Source organism: Nitrosopumilus sp. K4 (genome assembly GCF_018128925.1).
GTDB lineage: Archaea > Thermoproteota > Nitrososphaeria > Nitrososphaerales > Nitrosopumilaceae > HKST03.
This window is the reverse complement of sequence record NZ_CP067007.1, coordinates 252,155-266,808: the sequence shown is the minus strand read 5'-3', so window position 1 is coordinate 266,808 and position 14,654 is coordinate 252,155. Positions and strand designations below refer to the sequence as shown.

17 protein-coding genes are annotated in these 14,654 nt (G+C 35.7%); 7 read left to right on the top strand and 10 right to left on the bottom strand.

Annotated elements, in window-relative coordinates; genetic code table 11:
- Position 1: 1 nt before the first annotated feature.
- The 3 genes from NsoK4_RS01560 to NsoK4_RS01550 are packed head-to-tail and all read left to right on the top strand — an operon-like array spanning position 2 to position 2,826.
- Entirely contained in the window at positions 2–1,129 is a 1,128-nt protein-coding gene (locus NsoK4_RS01560; RefSeq protein WP_211687652.1) for a M20/M25/M40 family metallo-hydrolase, read from the top strand.
- Complete coding sequence (gene dph5, locus NsoK4_RS01555) at positions 1,129–2,166, top strand: diphthine synthase (protein WP_211687651.1); 1,038 nt, start codon at positions 1,129–1,131, stop codon at positions 2,164–2,166. The genes NsoK4_RS01560 and dph5 overlap by 1 nt, the downstream gene beginning before the upstream one ends.
- Before the next feature lie 42 nt (positions 2,167–2,208).
- Positions 2,209–2,826 carry an adenylyltransferase/cytidyltransferase family protein gene (locus NsoK4_RS01550; RefSeq protein WP_211687650.1) on the top strand — a complete coding sequence of 206 codons (618 nt, stop codon included), beginning with the start codon at positions 2,209–2,211 and terminating at the stop codon, positions 2,824–2,826.
- A 5-nt stretch (positions 2,827–2,831) separates the two neighbouring features.
- Here the strand turns inward: NsoK4_RS01550 and NsoK4_RS01545 are convergent, their stop codons facing one another.
- The 7 genes from NsoK4_RS01545 to NsoK4_RS01515 all read right to left on the bottom strand — a co-directional run bounded on the left by NsoK4_RS01545 (position 2,832) and on the right by NsoK4_RS01515 (position 9,365).
- Positions 2,832–3,266 (bottom strand): universal stress protein, encoded by a 435-nt coding sequence (locus NsoK4_RS01545; protein WP_211687649.1) that lies wholly within the window; start codon positions 3,264–3,266, stop codon positions 2,832–2,834.
- 38 nt (positions 3,267–3,304) lie between these two features.
- Positions 3,305–3,988 carry a DUF120 domain-containing protein gene (locus NsoK4_RS01540; protein ID WP_211687648.1) on the bottom strand — a complete coding sequence of 228 codons (684 nt, stop codon included), beginning with the start codon at positions 3,986–3,988 and terminating at the stop codon, positions 3,305–3,307.
- 9 nt (positions 3,989–3,997) lie between these two features.
- Entirely contained in the window at positions 3,998–5,140 is a 1,143-nt protein-coding gene (gene dnaG / locus NsoK4_RS01535) for a DNA primase DnaG (protein ID WP_211687647.1), read from the bottom strand.
- Positions 5,141–5,284: 144 nt separating this feature from the next.
- The gene (erpA, locus tag NsoK4_RS01530; protein ID WP_371816037.1) at positions 5,285–5,611 is read right to left on the bottom strand and encodes an iron-sulfur cluster insertion protein ErpA; all 327 of its coding nucleotides are present in this window, start codon (positions 5,609–5,611) and stop codon (positions 5,285–5,287) included.
- 115 nt (positions 5,612–5,726) lie between these two features.
- A complete protein-coding gene (locus tag NsoK4_RS01525) occupies positions 5,727–6,488 on the bottom strand; it encodes an enoyl-CoA hydratase/isomerase family protein (RefSeq protein ID WP_211687645.1) in 762 nt (253 codons plus the stop codon).
- A gap of 36 nt (positions 6,489–6,524) precedes the next feature.
- Complete coding sequence (locus tag NsoK4_RS01520; RefSeq protein WP_211687644.1) at positions 6,525–8,642, bottom strand: 3-hydroxypropionate--CoA ligase; 2,118 nt, start codon at positions 8,640–8,642, stop codon at positions 6,525–6,527.
- A gap of 42 nt (positions 8,643–8,684) precedes the next feature.
- Positions 8,685–9,365: a type 1 glutamine amidotransferase gene (locus NsoK4_RS01515; RefSeq protein WP_211687643.1), complete on the bottom strand. Its 681-nt coding sequence runs from the start codon at positions 9,363–9,365 to the stop codon at positions 8,685–8,687.
- Positions 9,366–9,414: 49 nt separating this feature from the next.
- Between NsoK4_RS01515 and NsoK4_RS01510 the strand changes: the two genes are divergently transcribed.
- Entirely contained in the window at positions 9,415–9,792 is a 378-nt protein-coding gene (locus tag NsoK4_RS01510) for a toprim domain-containing protein (RefSeq protein WP_211687642.1), read from the top strand.
- On the opposite strand, the gene NsoK4_RS01505 is transcribed toward NsoK4_RS01510, so the two are convergent.
- A complete protein-coding gene (locus NsoK4_RS01505; protein WP_211687641.1) occupies positions 9,793–11,067 on the bottom strand; it encodes a Glu/Leu/Phe/Val dehydrogenase in 1,275 nt (424 codons plus the stop codon).
- Between the two features lie 69 nt (positions 11,068–11,136).
- A complete protein-coding gene (locus NsoK4_RS01500) occupies positions 11,137–11,523 on the bottom strand; it encodes a winged helix-turn-helix domain-containing protein (protein WP_211687640.1) in 387 nt (128 codons plus the stop codon).
- A gap of 116 nt (positions 11,524–11,639) precedes the next feature.
- Between NsoK4_RS01500 and NsoK4_RS01495 the strand changes: the two genes are divergently transcribed.
- From NsoK4_RS01495 to NsoK4_RS01485, 3 genes are read left to right on the top strand one after another with little or no spacing between them, the layout of a single operon-like run.
- The gene (locus NsoK4_RS01495) at positions 11,640–12,365 is read left to right on the top strand and encodes an archaeal proteasome endopeptidase complex subunit alpha (RefSeq protein WP_211687639.1); all 726 of its coding nucleotides are present in this window, start codon (positions 11,640–11,642) and stop codon (positions 12,363–12,365) included.
- A 47-nt stretch (positions 12,366–12,412) separates the two neighbouring features.
- Positions 12,413–13,102 carry a class I SAM-dependent methyltransferase gene (locus tag NsoK4_RS01490; RefSeq protein WP_211687638.1) on the top strand — a complete coding sequence of 230 codons (690 nt, stop codon included), beginning with the start codon at positions 12,413–12,415 and terminating at the stop codon, positions 13,100–13,102.
- Positions 13,099–14,256, top strand: coding sequence for an MFS transporter (locus NsoK4_RS01485; protein ID WP_211687637.1), 1,158 nt, complete (start codon positions 13,099–13,101; stop codon positions 14,254–14,256). Before NsoK4_RS01490 ends, NsoK4_RS01485 begins: the two co-directional genes overlap by 4 nt.
- A gap of 13 nt (positions 14,257–14,269) precedes the next feature.
- On the opposite strand, the gene NsoK4_RS01480 is transcribed toward NsoK4_RS01485, so the two are convergent.
- Entirely contained in the window at positions 14,270–14,584 is a 315-nt protein-coding gene (locus NsoK4_RS01480; RefSeq protein WP_211687636.1) for a P-II family nitrogen regulator, read from the bottom strand.
- Positions 14,585–14,654: the final 70 nt, after the last annotated feature.

Below are 14,654 nucleotides of genomic sequence, written 5' to 3'. Positions count from 1 at the left end.
ATTGGACACTACATTTACGGTTACACCAAGATTTGCAGTAAAGATGCTTGAGAAAGCACTTAGACTTTACACACCATCTCTTAGCGAAAAGCCAATGGCAGAATTTCTTGCCGACAAATGTGATGATTTAGGATTTGAAGATATTCACATAGACGAGGTTGGAAACATTATTGCAAAGAAAGGTTCAGGATCTCCAAAAATCTTATTGTGTGGACATATGGATGTTGTTCCAGGAAAAGTCAAGGTCAGAAAAGAAGGAGATGCCCTTTATGGGAGAGGTGCATCAGATGCAAAAGCACCACTAATGGCAATGCTTTTTGCAGCAGCTGCAATTCAAAACAACAATGGCACAGTAACATTTGTAGGAGCTGTTGATGAAGAGGGAAATGCAACAGGAATTAAGAATTTAGTTAAAGAGAACATGGATATCGATTATGCGATTTTTGGAGAACCAAGTGGGATTAAGCAAGTTACCATAGCATACAAAGGAAGACTAGCCATAAATCTAAAGATCAGTGTTGAAGATAGTTCTCATGCAAGTGCGCCATGGCTCTCAAAAAATGCCATTCATGAATCAATGATCTTTGTAAGAGAACTCAAAGAAAAGCTAGAGCATGGACAAGAAGAAAAATCCAAAGGAATGATGCTTACTGCAACAATGACTGAAATCAAGGGCGGTACTAGTCATAATGTTACACCAAAAGACTGTGAAACCACATTTGATATTAGAATTCCAGTAGACATGGATTGCAAATCAGTGGAACAAAAAATTGCAACTCTTGTCAAAGATATTGCCCAAGAAAGAAAAGTTGAAGCTTTTTACTCAATTCTTGATGAAACAGAACCATTTGAGGCACCACATAATTCTCCACTTGTAAGAGCATTTACTTTGGGAGTAATGGAAGTAGAGCATTCACGACCCACCCTAATTAGAAAAACAGGTACAGGGGACATGAATGTTATTGGGAATCAATGGGATATCCCAGTGGTCACATATGGTCCAGGGGATCCTCATGAAGCACACACAATCGACGAAAAGGTTTCAATTGATGAGTATCTAAGAGGAATTGAAATTCTAAAAAAGACTCTACAGCATTTAAAAAGACTCCATGATAGAAAGATGAAGTAATGCTCTGGTTTATAGGACTAGGAATTTCGGGTTCAAAATCCATTCCTAGTGAAGCAATGGATGTTTTAGCAAAAGCAGACATTGTATATCTTGAGCAATTTACCAGTCCAATTTCAAAATCAGATTTTATAAAAATCAAAAAAATGACCAAAGGAGAATTCAAGCCTGCAAAGAGATGGCTTGTTGAAGACGGAAATGAAATTTTACAAAACGCAAAAAAGAAAAAAGTTGTCTTGTTATCTTATGGAGATCCATACATTGCAACAACTCATATTGAATTAAGAACAAGAGCTATTGAGGAAAAAATTAAAACATTTTCTATCCATGCATCATCGTCTCTAACATCAATGATAGGTGAATGCGGTCTCCATTTTTACAAAGTTGGAAGAATAGCAACCATCATGAGTGAAATGAAATCGCTAACAACTCCCTACTACGTGATATACAAAAATATCATTGAAGGTAACCATACTGTTTTACTTTTAGAATATAATCAAGATAAAGATTTTTTCTTGGATCCAAAAGACGCATTAGCAGGATTAATAGATACAGAAAAGGGGCAAAAAAGAAAAGTCATTAGCGAGTCAAGCTATGTGATTGTAGCATCAAGAATAGGATTCAAAGATCAGGCAATCATTTCTGGGAAAATCTCAAGTTTAAAGAAAAAAGATTTTGGAAAACCACCACACACAATCATCATCACGGGCAAACTACATTTCACAGAGTCAGATGCATTAAAGATTTTAGGTCAATGCCTAGATGAGCCCATAGATAATTCAGAGAAAACAAAAAAGATTTCAAAACAAATGATGGAAAAATATGTACCGATGGTAAGAGAAGCACTTGAAGAAATAGAGCCTCATTACAGGGGCAAAAAAGAATACCAAGTAATTTTAGAAAACGCTGAGTTATACATTCAAGACGCAGAGAAATTTCTAGAAGATGGTCAAGAAGAAGTGGCAATTCTTAGCATAGGATATGCTGATGGGTTAGTGGATGCACTTAGACTTGCAAAAGGTCTGGATCCAAAGATGTAGTTAATAGATGAATTAAAGAGAGGGGTTTGAGAAGAAACTATGATGGACATAACTGAGAAAGCAATTTTGAGGGCAATGTACATTGGTCAAATAATTGCAAAATCAGGTACAGAGATCATTCAGGAAAACAGCAAATTAACAAAAGGATTCATCAATTCAAAAATTGATGAACTCATAAAAAATCAGATTGTAAATGAAGACAGAACTACATTAACTGAACTGGGACGAGAATCACTCAAAGTTGTTTTAGCAGGAGGGGTTTTTGATATTATTCATCCAGGGCATATTTACACACTAAATGCAGCACGTGCATTAGGTGATGTTTTGGTAGTAGTTGTTGCAACAGACAATACAGCCATTAGAATGAAAAAAAGAAAACCACTTCACAATCAGGAACAACGTCAAGAGTTAGTAAATTCATTGAAAATGGTAGATCTTTGTTTGATTGGTCAAGAAGACGATATTTTCAAAACAGTCAATCTAGTTAGGCCACAAGTTATCGCATTGGGATATGATCAAATCCACCAAGAGAAATTCATCACCGAAGGATGCAAAAGGATCAACCTAGATGCACAAGTAGCAAGGCTTCAATCTCCCATTCCAGATAGTTCAAGTTCAAAGATTGAAAAAGAATATGGTGAATCGATTCACGGAATTTAAAAAAATTATTGTTTAGCGGTTAGGACATAGCATTTTGCTTTGTGATGAATTGTGTTGATGATATCGTCATAATGAGTAGATTCAGTCATGGACAATTTTGGATAGTCAACAATTAACAGACCGACTTTGTTTTCTTTTACATAATCAATTACCCAATGGGCAATAGAGTCAGTTAAAGCAAATTTTGTTTTTATTGGTATATTTTCTTTTTCAGCAATTTTTTCCCATTTTATCAATTCAGACTTGATTTTCTCCTTTCTTTTTTGCAATGCTATCTTGTCTGCTTTTGTCTCAAAAAAATGAAACATAGGTGGTTTTTGATAAAAGCATTCAATAATAGACAAAGGACATTCTAATTTCTTTGCCAATTGTAGCCCTAATTCAAAAGACTTTTTGTCATGAGTAGGCGTAATTATCGCAACAGTGATTTGTTTGAACAATTAGTAATACTAGTAATTGTAAGTTAATCAATATTTTGTTAAGGGGTTATGGGGATTTTTATAGTGACTTTAGATCCATCTTTTAGTTTTCCAGATTTTCTAATGCATATCTTTGAAATTAATTCCACAATAGAATCATCATGATGAGTCCTTTCCAAAATAATTAGCTGGCAATCAATTGAGTTGTTTAGCTTGGCAGGAAAACATTTTACCCAACCATAAGTTCTTTTGCCATCTGAAAAACTCTTAATCTTAATTCCATCAAGAGTCTCAAATTGCTTGATTGCCTCTTGGTGAACTTTTTTGTCCAACCTAACATTTAAAGTTCCTGGAAATGGGACAAACCCAATTTTAGATTTGAACTGTTTTGTGTATCCTTTTAGCGACATATAGTATGCGCCTTCACCCATCCCAGATACCAGCACCCCCTTGAGCTCTACATGAGAGGGTGAGGAATTCAGGCTTTTTTGCAAGATTGTTGAGAGTTTTACCATTTCAGAGAATCCCTTTGGAGTGATTTTGACTGAAATATTTCTGCCGCTAATTATTCTCTCAATGAATTGGTTATTTTCTAATTCCAGTAAATGTTTGGATGCTGCTTGTTGAGACTTGTCTATGTTCTTGCCAAGAGAGGACGTGGTGATTGTGACAAAGTTGTGTTTTGCTCCTTTAGATAAAAGATATGCGAGGGTTAAGATGTGCTGAATTTTTAGTTCAGTCATCTAGAAATCCTATGCTACGCCTAGGTCACCGAATGTTTTTAGAGTCATTCCATCAGAGTTTGTTAATTTTGCAACTCTGTGACCGATTACACATTCAATGCCAGCGTTTTTGGCACCCTCTAAGAGCCTCTGTGTAATAATTCCGTCTAAGAAGAGATATTTTATTCCAGACTGTGTTGATAGTTTACTAACAACTTCACTGATTGGAACTTTGAAAATCTCTTTTTGGTCTGCATCTAATGCAACTGCTTCAAGTGTTTCATTAAGATCTGGGAAAACCTTTGCAGCCATATCAGCTAGTGGTTTATCGTCTTCACTTTTTAGAACAGGAGCTTCGCCACCAGATTTAATTTGATCAGCAATAGGTCTAAGAATTTCATCAATTCTTTCAGGAGATAGTTCTTCAACTTCAATTCCTGTATCAGCTCTAAGTTCATAATCAATTGGCACAACTGATTTTAGTTCTTTTAGGATAAATCCGCCTGCTCTGTCACCATCAGTGAATGCAACAATAGTATCTTTTGAGGAACATAATTCCTTAATTGATTCATCTATTTTTGCACCTTCAATTGCAAGAGCATTATCGTATCCTGATCTTAGAAGATTGATCACATCAGCTCTTCCTTCAACAAGAATAATCCAATTTGCATCAAACACTCCAGAACTACATGTTAGTTTGGATGGGCCATAAGTTGTGAGTTTTCCAGAGTCTCCAGCATGTACATCTTTCAACATGCTTTCTCCTTCACTAACAGTTTTCGTAGCCCAACGTTGCTTGATTTCTTTGGCACGTTTTACAATATCATCCTTCTTTGCTGCTCTAACATCATCAATTGATTCTAGTTTGAATGAACAGTCAAAAGGACCGACTTTGTCAATGCTCTCAATTCCGGCTGCAATTAATGCACAAGTATCAATATCAGTACTCATCGGAAGCAGAGCATCTCCAGCAGTTGTATTTGCGGTAGATTTTGAATTGACTTCAATACGTCCTACTTTTGATACTCGTTGCAGTTCATTCAGATTCATCTCTGGGCCCAACAGTCCTTCTGTTTGGCCAAAGATGGCTCCGATTATGTCTGCTCTTTCAACGAGCCCATCAACTTCAAAGGAAAGTTTAACATGATATTTGACAATTCCTGATTGAGGCATAAATTATTCATCTCCTTAATTATCATATTTTGACTCTCTAGTTTCGATATATGAGGGTATCGCAGAATCGAAATAAATGAGATATCAAGCAGAAAAGCATAGTTTACACTAGAAGAGCATCTAAAAATGAAAAAATATTGTTGTTTATTCAGTGCTAAATGAGTGACCACATGAACAAGATTTCACAACATTAGGATTGTTGATTTTAAATCCAGAGCCCATAAGGCTTTCAATATAGTCTACGTTTGCACCTTGTAGATGGTCTACACTATAGCTGTCAACTAATAGTTTGACACCATTTTCCTCCATTACCAAGTCATCTTCTTCTGGTGCTTTTTCAAAGCCCATTCCGTATGACAGACCAGAGCAACCTCCGCCTTGAACATATACTCTAAGGTATTCTGGTTTTTCGGCTTCTTCTTTCATGAATTCTTTGATTTTTTCAGCTGCCTTGGGAGTAACAGTGATCATCTTTTGTGTTTGTTCAGATGCCATATTGATAAAAAAAGTCGTTTCAAATTATAATAAGCTTTTCACACCCAACATACTAGTAATTCAAGAAAATAAGAAGGAAATTAGGAATAGCTTATTTTTTTGACTTGTTGACAAAAGCAGTCATGCGTTCTTCTCTGTCAGGATGAGTAAAGCAATTTCTCCAAGCAAGGAGTTCAACTGCAAGTCCAGTATCAAGATCAGCATTTCTTCCTTTGTTAATTGCTACCTTGGACATTTGTACGCCCATTGTAGAGTTTGCGGCAATTTGTTGTGCCATTTTCAAAGCTTCTTCTTGTAATGAGGCCAAAGGAACTACTTGGTTCACTAGACCAATTTCTTTTGCCTCATCTGCTTTGATCATTTTGCCGGTATAGACCAGCTCTTTTGCTTTTGCTATTCCCACAATTCTCATCAATCTTTGTGTTCCACCCCAACCAGGAGGAATACCAATTGTAACTTCTGGTTGACCAAGTTTTGCAGTATCTGCTGCAATTCTAATATCGCAAGACATTGCAAGTTCACAACCCCCACCTAATGCAAAACCATTCACAGCTGCAATTGTGGGTTGTTTTACAAGCTCAACTGTTGCAGTAACAAGTTGTCCTGTCTTTGCATATTCAACGGATTCATCTGCAGAGATTTTTGACATGTATTCAATATCAGCTCCTGCAGAGAATGCTTTTTCTCCTTCACCTGTTAAGATGATGACTTTAACGCTGTCATCTTGGTTGAGGGTTTCAAAAGTTTTGATGAGCTCTTTTGCAACATCTGTATTCATAGCATTTAGTTTGTCAGGTCTGTTAATCTTGACAGTACAAATGCCGTCAGAAGTAGATGTAGTAACTAGAGACATGAATACAGACCAAGTAATGCGAGACTTAAATGTTATCTATTTTCCGCGTACTTTGCCCCATTGAGACAATGCAGCTGCGGCTGCAACCCAAGTTCTAAGATCCTGATAAACTGGAACATTGTGTTTCTCAATTAGTTTAATCATTTTTTCAGTATATGGACCACCATTACCACCAGCTAAAAGTGGTTTCTTTCCTTTCTTTTGGAAATCAGCTAAATACTCAACGATTGTTTCTTCAAGTGGATCATCTTGGAAAACAAACCATGGCATTGCAATGTCAATATTTTTCTCATCCATGAATTGTTGAATAACAAATCTATAATCATCTGCAGTTGCACCGCCACCTACATCAGCAGGATTGCCATTATGGATTGGGACAGCAGGTGGGAAACGATCCTTCATTTTTTTGAGAAGGTTTGGAGATAATTTTCCTATTGTAAGTCCAAATTTTTCTAACTGATCAATACCACCAATCATAGGACCAGCACCGTTACTGGTCATAGCAACACGATTTCCTTTTGCAGGAGGTTGCCATGCTAGTGCCTTTAATACGCCAGCTAATTCTTGATAACTATCAACGGAGATAATTCCTGCCTGCTTGAATGCACCCATAATGATTGCATTTGAACCACCAAGAGAACCTGTATGTGATGCAGCTTGTTTTGCACCTGCAGCAGTTCTTCCACTTTTCCAAATTATAATTGGTTTTTTCTTTTCTTTCATTACACGTTTGGCAGTATTGATGAATTTTCGTCCATCGCCAAATCCTTCAACATACAATCCTATTACTTTAGTTTGAGGATCATTTGCAGCATACCATATCATATCTGCTTCATCAACATCAGAACGATTACCAAAACTAATCATCTTAGACAGACCAAACACATCAGCAGATTCTAACATGCTGATTCCCATGGTTCCACTTTGTGAAAAGAATGCTACAGGACCTAATTTGGAACGAACCATTCTTTCTTGTCCTTGGAATGCACAATCAAGACGATTAGCAGCATTAAACATTCCAATACAGTTAGGACCAATGATTCTAATTTTGTGTTTTTTAGACAATCTTGCTACTTCAGCTTCATATGCTGCACGTTCTCCACCAAGTTCTTTTCCCCCACCTGAAACAATTACAACACTGTGCACTCCTTTCTTTGCACAATCTTCAAGAACAGGAGGGGTCATAGACAAGTCAACAGATATTACAACTAAATCTACATTTGCCGGAATATCTGCAACTGAAGGGTAGCATTTTTGATCAAAGATTTTATCGGCCTTTGGATTAATTGGATAGACTTTACCTTTGAAATCATAATTTACTAAACTATCTAAGATAGAGTTTCCAATCTTTCCTTTACTAGCAGATGCACCAACTAGTGCAACAGACTTGGGAGTAAAGAACGTCTCCATGTCAGTAATGTTTGGTTTAGATTTAGAGATAGAATTCTTTTTGATTTCTTTGTTTAGGATAATCTTTGCATCAACTACAAAGTGAGATTTTGGATATACAACTACAGGGTTAAAGTCAATACTGTTAATGTAATCTGCGTTTTCTACTCCTAGTTTTCCAATTTGTACAAGCATTTTTGCAACCATGTTTGTATCAATAGGCTCACTTCCTCTGAATCCCTTGAGGAGTTTTGAACCCTTTAGTTCGTTAAGCATAGATTTTGCATCAGAAGTTGTAATAGGTAGCATCCTAAATGCAACATCTTTCATAACTTCAGTCATAATTCCGCCAAGTCCAACCATAATTACAGGACCAAACTGTGAATCATTTTGAATTCCAACAATTAATTCAACACCTTTTGGAACCATCTTTTCAAGAAGAATTCCTTTTACATCAACTCCTTTCTTTTTTGAAAGACGTCCATACATGTCTTTGAATGTCTTTTTTACATCATTGACATTATCAATTCCAACTTTAACTCCACCAACATCAGTTTTGTGTAAGATTTGTGGCGAAACAACTTTCATTACCAAAGGAAAACCAATTTTCTTTGCTTGTTTTGCAGCTTCTTCAGCAGAAGTTACAAGTGCATAAGGCGGTACTTTAACGCCATAAGTTTTGAGTATTGATTTTGATAATTCTTCAGTGATGACTTTGTGATCGGTGCGAATTGTTTCTTCAAAGATTTTTTTCACTGAAGCCATAGTTCGATCGTTGGAATCAAAACTCAGTATATTAAACTTTGGTCAAAGATCAAATGATGATTTGAAATTCTTGTAAAAATTCTTCATATTGTTTTTTACAAGTGAGATATTTTCATCAATATCCGATCTAATTTTTTCTGGGTCAATGTAAGGAATCTGTTCCAACTTTTCCTGGGTTTTATCAAGCCAAAGATTTATCATATTCTCATTTACTTCCATATGGAATTGTAATCCAACTGCACTTTTGTATTGAAATGCCTGATTTTGATAAATTTCTGAATGTGCTAACCTAGTAGCACCTTCAGGTAAATCAAATGTATCACCATGCCAATGAAAAACAGTAAAAGGGTTTTCAAAGCCTGAAAATAATTTGGGATCATCAGGAATTAAATCGCTGTAAAATCCAATCTCTTTTTTTAGACCACTGTAAACTTTAGCTCCAAAAGTTTTTGCAATTAATTGTGAGCCTAAACATATGCCTAAAACAGGAATGTTAGCATCAACGCTTTTTTTGATAAGATTCTGTTCTTCTAAAAGATAAGGAAGATCATCATTTGCGCTTTCAGGTGCACCTAAAATTACAACAAGAGAATATTTTCTATCAGGAAGTTTTTCAGTTTTTGCATGAACGGAGTGAATTTCAAAACCGTCTTGTTGCAATAGTTCGCCTAAAAATCCAGAACCTTCAATTCGAGTGTTTTGAACAAGTAAGACATCACTCACAGTTAATTTTTAGCAAAAGTGCTTAATATGTTAAAGTGAAAAATATCATGTGCTTGTAACCGAGCAAGAAATTCAAGAAATAAAGGATTTTGTATCACAGTTAAACACTATGAATGAAAGTGTAGTTGTTGTTGAAGGAAAAAGAGATGTAAGAGCTCTGAGAAAAATGGGTTTTTCTGGAAAAATTTTAGAATTTCACAAGTTTGGCGGAATGGTAAATTTTGCAGACTCTGTTGCAAAGTATGAAAGACTGATTATTCTTTTTGATAGAGATAGAAAAGGAAGAACATTAACAGGAAAAACAATCCAGTTGTTACAACGTAGAACAAGAATTGATCTTTCTTTCAAAAGAAAGCTACGTAGTATAACTAAAGGAAAAATAGTATTTGTAGAACAGCTGGTTTGTTATGAATCATATCTGTTTTAGTTATGGCCAAATGCCTTTTTGTTCAAATGCTTCTACAACTCTTTGAACTGCAAGTGCCATTGCAGCCTTTCTCATGTCAATCTTGTGTTTCTTTGACATTTCATATGCATCTCTGAATCCTTTTGTGATGTTTGCTTCCATCTTGTTTGCAACTTCATCAAAGGTCCAATAGTAACCCATGTTATTTTGTACCCACTCCAAGTAAGAAATACATACACCACCAGAGTTTGCCAAGATATCAGGAATTACCAATATCTTATTCTTGTATAGAATAGGATCTGCCTCTGGCAAAGTTGGACCATTTGCGGCCTCACCAATAATTTTACATTTCAGATTTTTTGCAATCTTTGCATCAATCTGATTTTCCAGAGCACCTGGAATTAGAATATCACATTTTGTTGTAAGCAATTCTTCAGTAGAGACTGTTTTGCTCCCTGGGAAGTTAACAACGGAACCTGTCTTTTCTTTATGGGCTATGAGTTTTTCAGTCTTGAATCCATTTGGGACAATTATAGAGCCTTTAGAATCACTTGCACCAATTATTTTTGCGCCCATCTTCTCAAGATATATTCCTGCAAAGGTGGATGCATTTCCAAATCCTTGTAATACAACTTTGGCACCTTTTAGTTTAATCTTGAGAGCTTTTGCAGCCTCTCTTACACAATAAGCAGTTCCCAATCCAGTTGCAACATTTCTTGCAAGTGAACCGCCCATTGAGATAGGTTTACCAGTAATTACGCCTGGTGAATATTGATTATCGTTAAGTTTGCTAAATGTATCCATAATTTGGGTCATTTCTCTTCCAGTTGTATAAACATCCGGAGCTGGAATGTCTTTTCTTGGTCCAATAACCTCAGCTATTTTGTAAGCAAAACCTCTGGTGAGTCTTTCCATTTCACCGTCGCTGAGTTTTTCAGTTTTTGGATTTACAAAAATTCCACCTTTTCCACCTCCAAGAGGAACATCGACAATTGCACATTTCCAAGTCATCCAAGATGAAAGTGCCATAACTTCACGTTCCATGTATTCAACTCCACCTTTTGGATCAAAGTACCTGATACCACCTTTGTATGGACCTCTGTCATTGTTATGTTGACTTCGAAAACCTGTGAAAACTCTAATTTTTCCGTTGTCCATTTTAACTGGAATTTTAACTCTCAAAAGTCTGTTAGGCATTGCAAGATATTCACGCAGTCCTTTGTCTTTTATGCCAAGAACATCACATGCATCATTTACTTGTTTTGTTGCATTTTCAAAAGGATCGTTCTTGACCAAGATATTTTTCAGAATTGTTCATATTATATTTAAGTTTGGTTCAGAAAGTTAGATCGCATAAATTATGAATTAATGATAAACTTTCTTGTGATTCATTTTTCGGTCTAGTTTGTCAATTGCCTCGTCTAGTGCACGAATGTTGATTTCAAGGAAGTTGGACAAATGAAAAAGGGCACCATATTTTTCGCCAATTTTTGTTACCATGTTGTTTTTTTCTAAAACTTTGAGATGGTGCTGAACAGCCTTGTAATCTAAATCCAATTCTTGGGCAAGTTGATGTGTGTTGTATGGCTTTTCTAGTAAATTCATAATTATTCTCATCCTAGTAAAACCACCTCTAGTGCTTGTAAATAAGTAAAGCAATAATTTTCTAGTCTGTTTGTCTGGTTTTCTATGCTCAGGCTGAGATCTACAATTTAACATCTGTTTGAATTCAAGTAATTGAGTATTAGTCATGCTCTTACGCATAATTTGCTGAAATCACTTAAAACATTATTTCCAGATCCTATCCAATTCACATCCAGAGACAAGATAATTACCCTTAAATTGACTGAGGAGGAACTCGTGATGACATGATGGCATCACGCGGTTATGATATGACACCTACAATGTATTCGCCAGATGGTAGAATTTACCAAGTAGAGTATGCTATGGAGACTGTAAAAAGAGGAACCCTAGCATTAGGAATCAAGACAAAACAGGGAGTCATTATGGCAGTAGAAGAAAAACCAAGAGCATTACAGACTTCAAATATAACTCAAAAAATATTCCAAGTAGATTTCCATATCGGAGTGGCAGCTGCAGGATACATTCCAGATGCCAGAGTACAAGTTGACAATGCAAGATTATTCTCTCAAGGTAACAAAATGACTTATGATGAATCAGTTGAGGTTGCAACAGTTGCAAAGCACTTGGCAGATCAATCACATCAATATACTCAATATTCAGGAGTTCGTCCAAACGGTGTTGCATTGATTATTGCAGGAGTTGATCAACAAGGTGAAAAAATCTATGTTACTGATCCAAGTGGAACTTTTGTTCAATATGCAGCAATTGCAATTGGTGCAGGTTCTGATGAAGTTAATGCATTTTTGGAAAAACATTATGATTCAGAAATGAGTCTAGAAGATGCTGCAGCATTAGCAATTGCATCAATTAATCTAAAGGCAGAACAAAAAGAAGGGTTGAATCATGTTAAAATGGCAAAGGTGACATCTGAAAAGAAAATCTTTGAAAAAATTTCAGAGTCAGAGTTGGAATCTTATGCAAAAAATGTATCCAAATTTTCTACAGCATAATCAAGATTTTGAAAACTATTCAAACTAGTTCATAGAGTCGATAAACAATGGGTTTAGGAAGTTATTGGGGTGAAGTAATAGAAGTACTACGTGAAATTATCCCAATTTATGACAAAGTCAATTCATACATTTCTCTTGGAAAAGATATAGAGTATAGAAACAGAGGAATTTCAGGAAGAGTGTTCCCAGGAAACAAAATTCTTGATGCAGGATCCGGATTTGGAAATATGTCAAAAACGGCACTAAACATTTGTGATGGTAAAATATCAATCACCCTTTATGATCCTCTTGTACCAATGTTAAAAAATACAAGTACATTTTTTGAGAAAACTCCAGATATGGCAAATGGGGTTTTTGAGCACATTCCATTTAGAGACGAAGAGTTTGATGCAGTACTATGCGGGTATTCACTAAGAGATGCAATAAATTTACGAATAGCAATTTCAGAAATTCATAGAGTTCTAAAAAAAGACGGAAGATTTGTCATTGTAGATTTAGGTAAACCAGATGAGGGTTTTATTAGATTAGGAGTTTCATTTTACCTCAGATGTATTTTGCCAATTCTTGCATTCTTTGCAGGAGGTAAACTAGGTTTGAAATTTGGTACATTGTATGGAACTTACAGAAGATGGCCAAAAAATAAAAAACTTGAAGAATTACTGCTTGAAAAATTTTCCAAAGTAGAGTTTGAGAAAGATCTTATGGGTGGCGCAATAATGGTTGCCGCATACAAATGAAGAGAATACTAATTCTTGTCAATATTACAGGATTAATCATAGGAATTTCATATGGATTACACGGTCCAATCCTCCCAGTATTTGCAAAAAATATCATCGGAGCTTCATATTCAGAACTGGGACTAATTGGGCTTGCAAATTTCATCCCATACATGTTCATCCCAATATTTGTCGGAATTCTTTTAGACCGATTCAACAATGGATATCTACTTGCATTAGGTGCCACAATAAATTCAGTATCAATTTACTTGTTATCCATTGCACAATCAGTGCCAGAAATAATGGGGTTTAGGATTATGACAGGGGTGGCTCATGCATTTTTCTGGCCACCATGTGAATCAATCATATCAAATCACAGTAAAGAAAAGGACAGAGTCAAGAACATTTCTTGGTTTACCATGTTTTTTGTAATTGGTTTTATGATAGGCCCATTGATTGGAAATGCATTTCTTGAAGGAGCAGATGTCACATATAGAATACTATTTCAGATAACAGGATTTATTTTATCTACAGCAATAATTTCAGCCATTTTAGCCTCAAGAAAGAGCATTACAAACCATCATGAAAAAATTTCAATTGCATCAATCAAAGAAATGAAGAGATTTCCAATAGCCATCATATTATTGGTTTTTTTCACATCATCATTTGGAATTATCTTAACAATCTATCCAGCATTTCTAAATGACAATGGTATGTCAGATAGAGATATTCTCTATTTGTATTTTGTATTCGGAATATCAAGAGTTGTGTCACTTGCATTTGCAGGAAAACTTTCAAGGAAAACAAGCCATACTTTGATTGCAGCTGCAATGTCAGTATCATTAGGATTAGGTTTGTCAGTTGTATCAGAGTCTATCATAACATATGGAATTGCATTAGTATTGATGGGGTTTGGATTTAGCATATTCTTCCCATTAACACTTGAAATAATTTTAAGTAAAACAAAAAAAGGAATATCGGGAAAAATTATTGGAGCATATGAAACTGTGTTTGGAATAGGATGGGCCATAGGACCAACCATAGGGGGGCCGATTACTCAATCATTTGGAGATCAGTCCCCATACATAGTATTTGGAATTATAGGAATAGGAATTACAGCCATTGCAATAACATTCAGAAAAAAATTAGAGCCAAAAAGAATTCAAAATATCTAGAGCAAAAAGAAAATTAGATGGATGTAGTTCCACGTTTTTTAGTACAGATGTCAAGTGCATCTTCTACAGCCATTACAAAGACTTTACCGTCTCCTTTTTCCCCGGTACAAGCTACTTTTGCAATTGAATCAAGTATATCATCTAACTTAGGATCATCGACTACACAGATTATCATGTCTTTTGAGAAATACTGACCAACAAGTGGCGGATCCTCAGAACCTTGACCTTGTACATGATGAATGGTAACTCCTCCAACCCCATTTTTCTTGATTGCAGCGACAGTTTTGTCTCTGAGCTCAGGTCGAACTATCACTTCGATTTTCTTCATGTTTAGAATTTATGAAGATGTTCTTTAAATAAATACGGATATTCTCGTGTGTGATTTTCAGCAACAATGC

Excerpts from the sequence above, each read along its gene's own strand:
- dph5 (WP_211687651.1), top strand. The coding sequence starts at position 1,129 with ATGCTCTGGTTTATAGGACTAGGAATTTCGGGTTCAAAATCCATTCCT.
- NsoK4_RS01520 (WP_211687644.1), bottom strand. The coding sequence starts at position 8,642 with ATGGCTTCAGTGAAAAAAATCTTTGAAGAAACAATTCGCACCGATCAC.
- NsoK4_RS01495 (WP_211687639.1), top strand. The coding sequence starts at position 11,640 with ATGATGGCATCACGCGGTTATGATATGACACCTACAATGTATTCGCCA.
- NsoK4_RS01550 (WP_211687650.1), top strand. The coding sequence starts at position 2,209 with ATGGACATAACTGAGAAAGCAATTTTGAGGGCAATGTACATTGGTCAA.
- NsoK4_RS01525 (WP_211687645.1), bottom strand. The coding sequence starts at position 6,488 with ATGTCTCTAGTTACTACATCTACTTCTGACGGCATTTGTACTGTCAAG.
- erpA (WP_371816037.1), bottom strand. The coding sequence starts at position 5,611 with ATGATCACTGTTACTCCCAAGGCAGCTGAAAAAATCAAAGAATTCATG.
- NsoK4_RS01500 (WP_211687640.1), bottom strand. The coding sequence starts at position 11,523 with ATGACTAATACTCAATTACTTGAATTCAAACAGATGTTAAATTGTAGA.
- NsoK4_RS01480 (WP_211687636.1), bottom strand. The coding sequence starts at position 14,584 with ATGAAGAAAATCGAAGTGATAGTTCGACCTGAGCTCAGAGACAAAACT.
- NsoK4_RS01485 (WP_211687637.1), top strand. The coding sequence starts at position 13,099 with ATGAAGAGAATACTAATTCTTGTCAATATTACAGGATTAATCATAGGA.
- NsoK4_RS01540 (WP_211687648.1), bottom strand. The coding sequence starts at position 3,988 with ATGACTGAACTAAAAATTCAGCACATCTTAACCCTCGCATATCTTTTA.
- NsoK4_RS01490 (WP_211687638.1), top strand. The coding sequence starts at position 12,413 with ATGGGTTTAGGAAGTTATTGGGGTGAAGTAATAGAAGTACTACGTGAA.
- dnaG (WP_211687647.1), bottom strand. The coding sequence starts at position 5,140 with ATGCCTCAATCAGGAATTGTCAAATATCATGTTAAACTTTCCTTTGAA.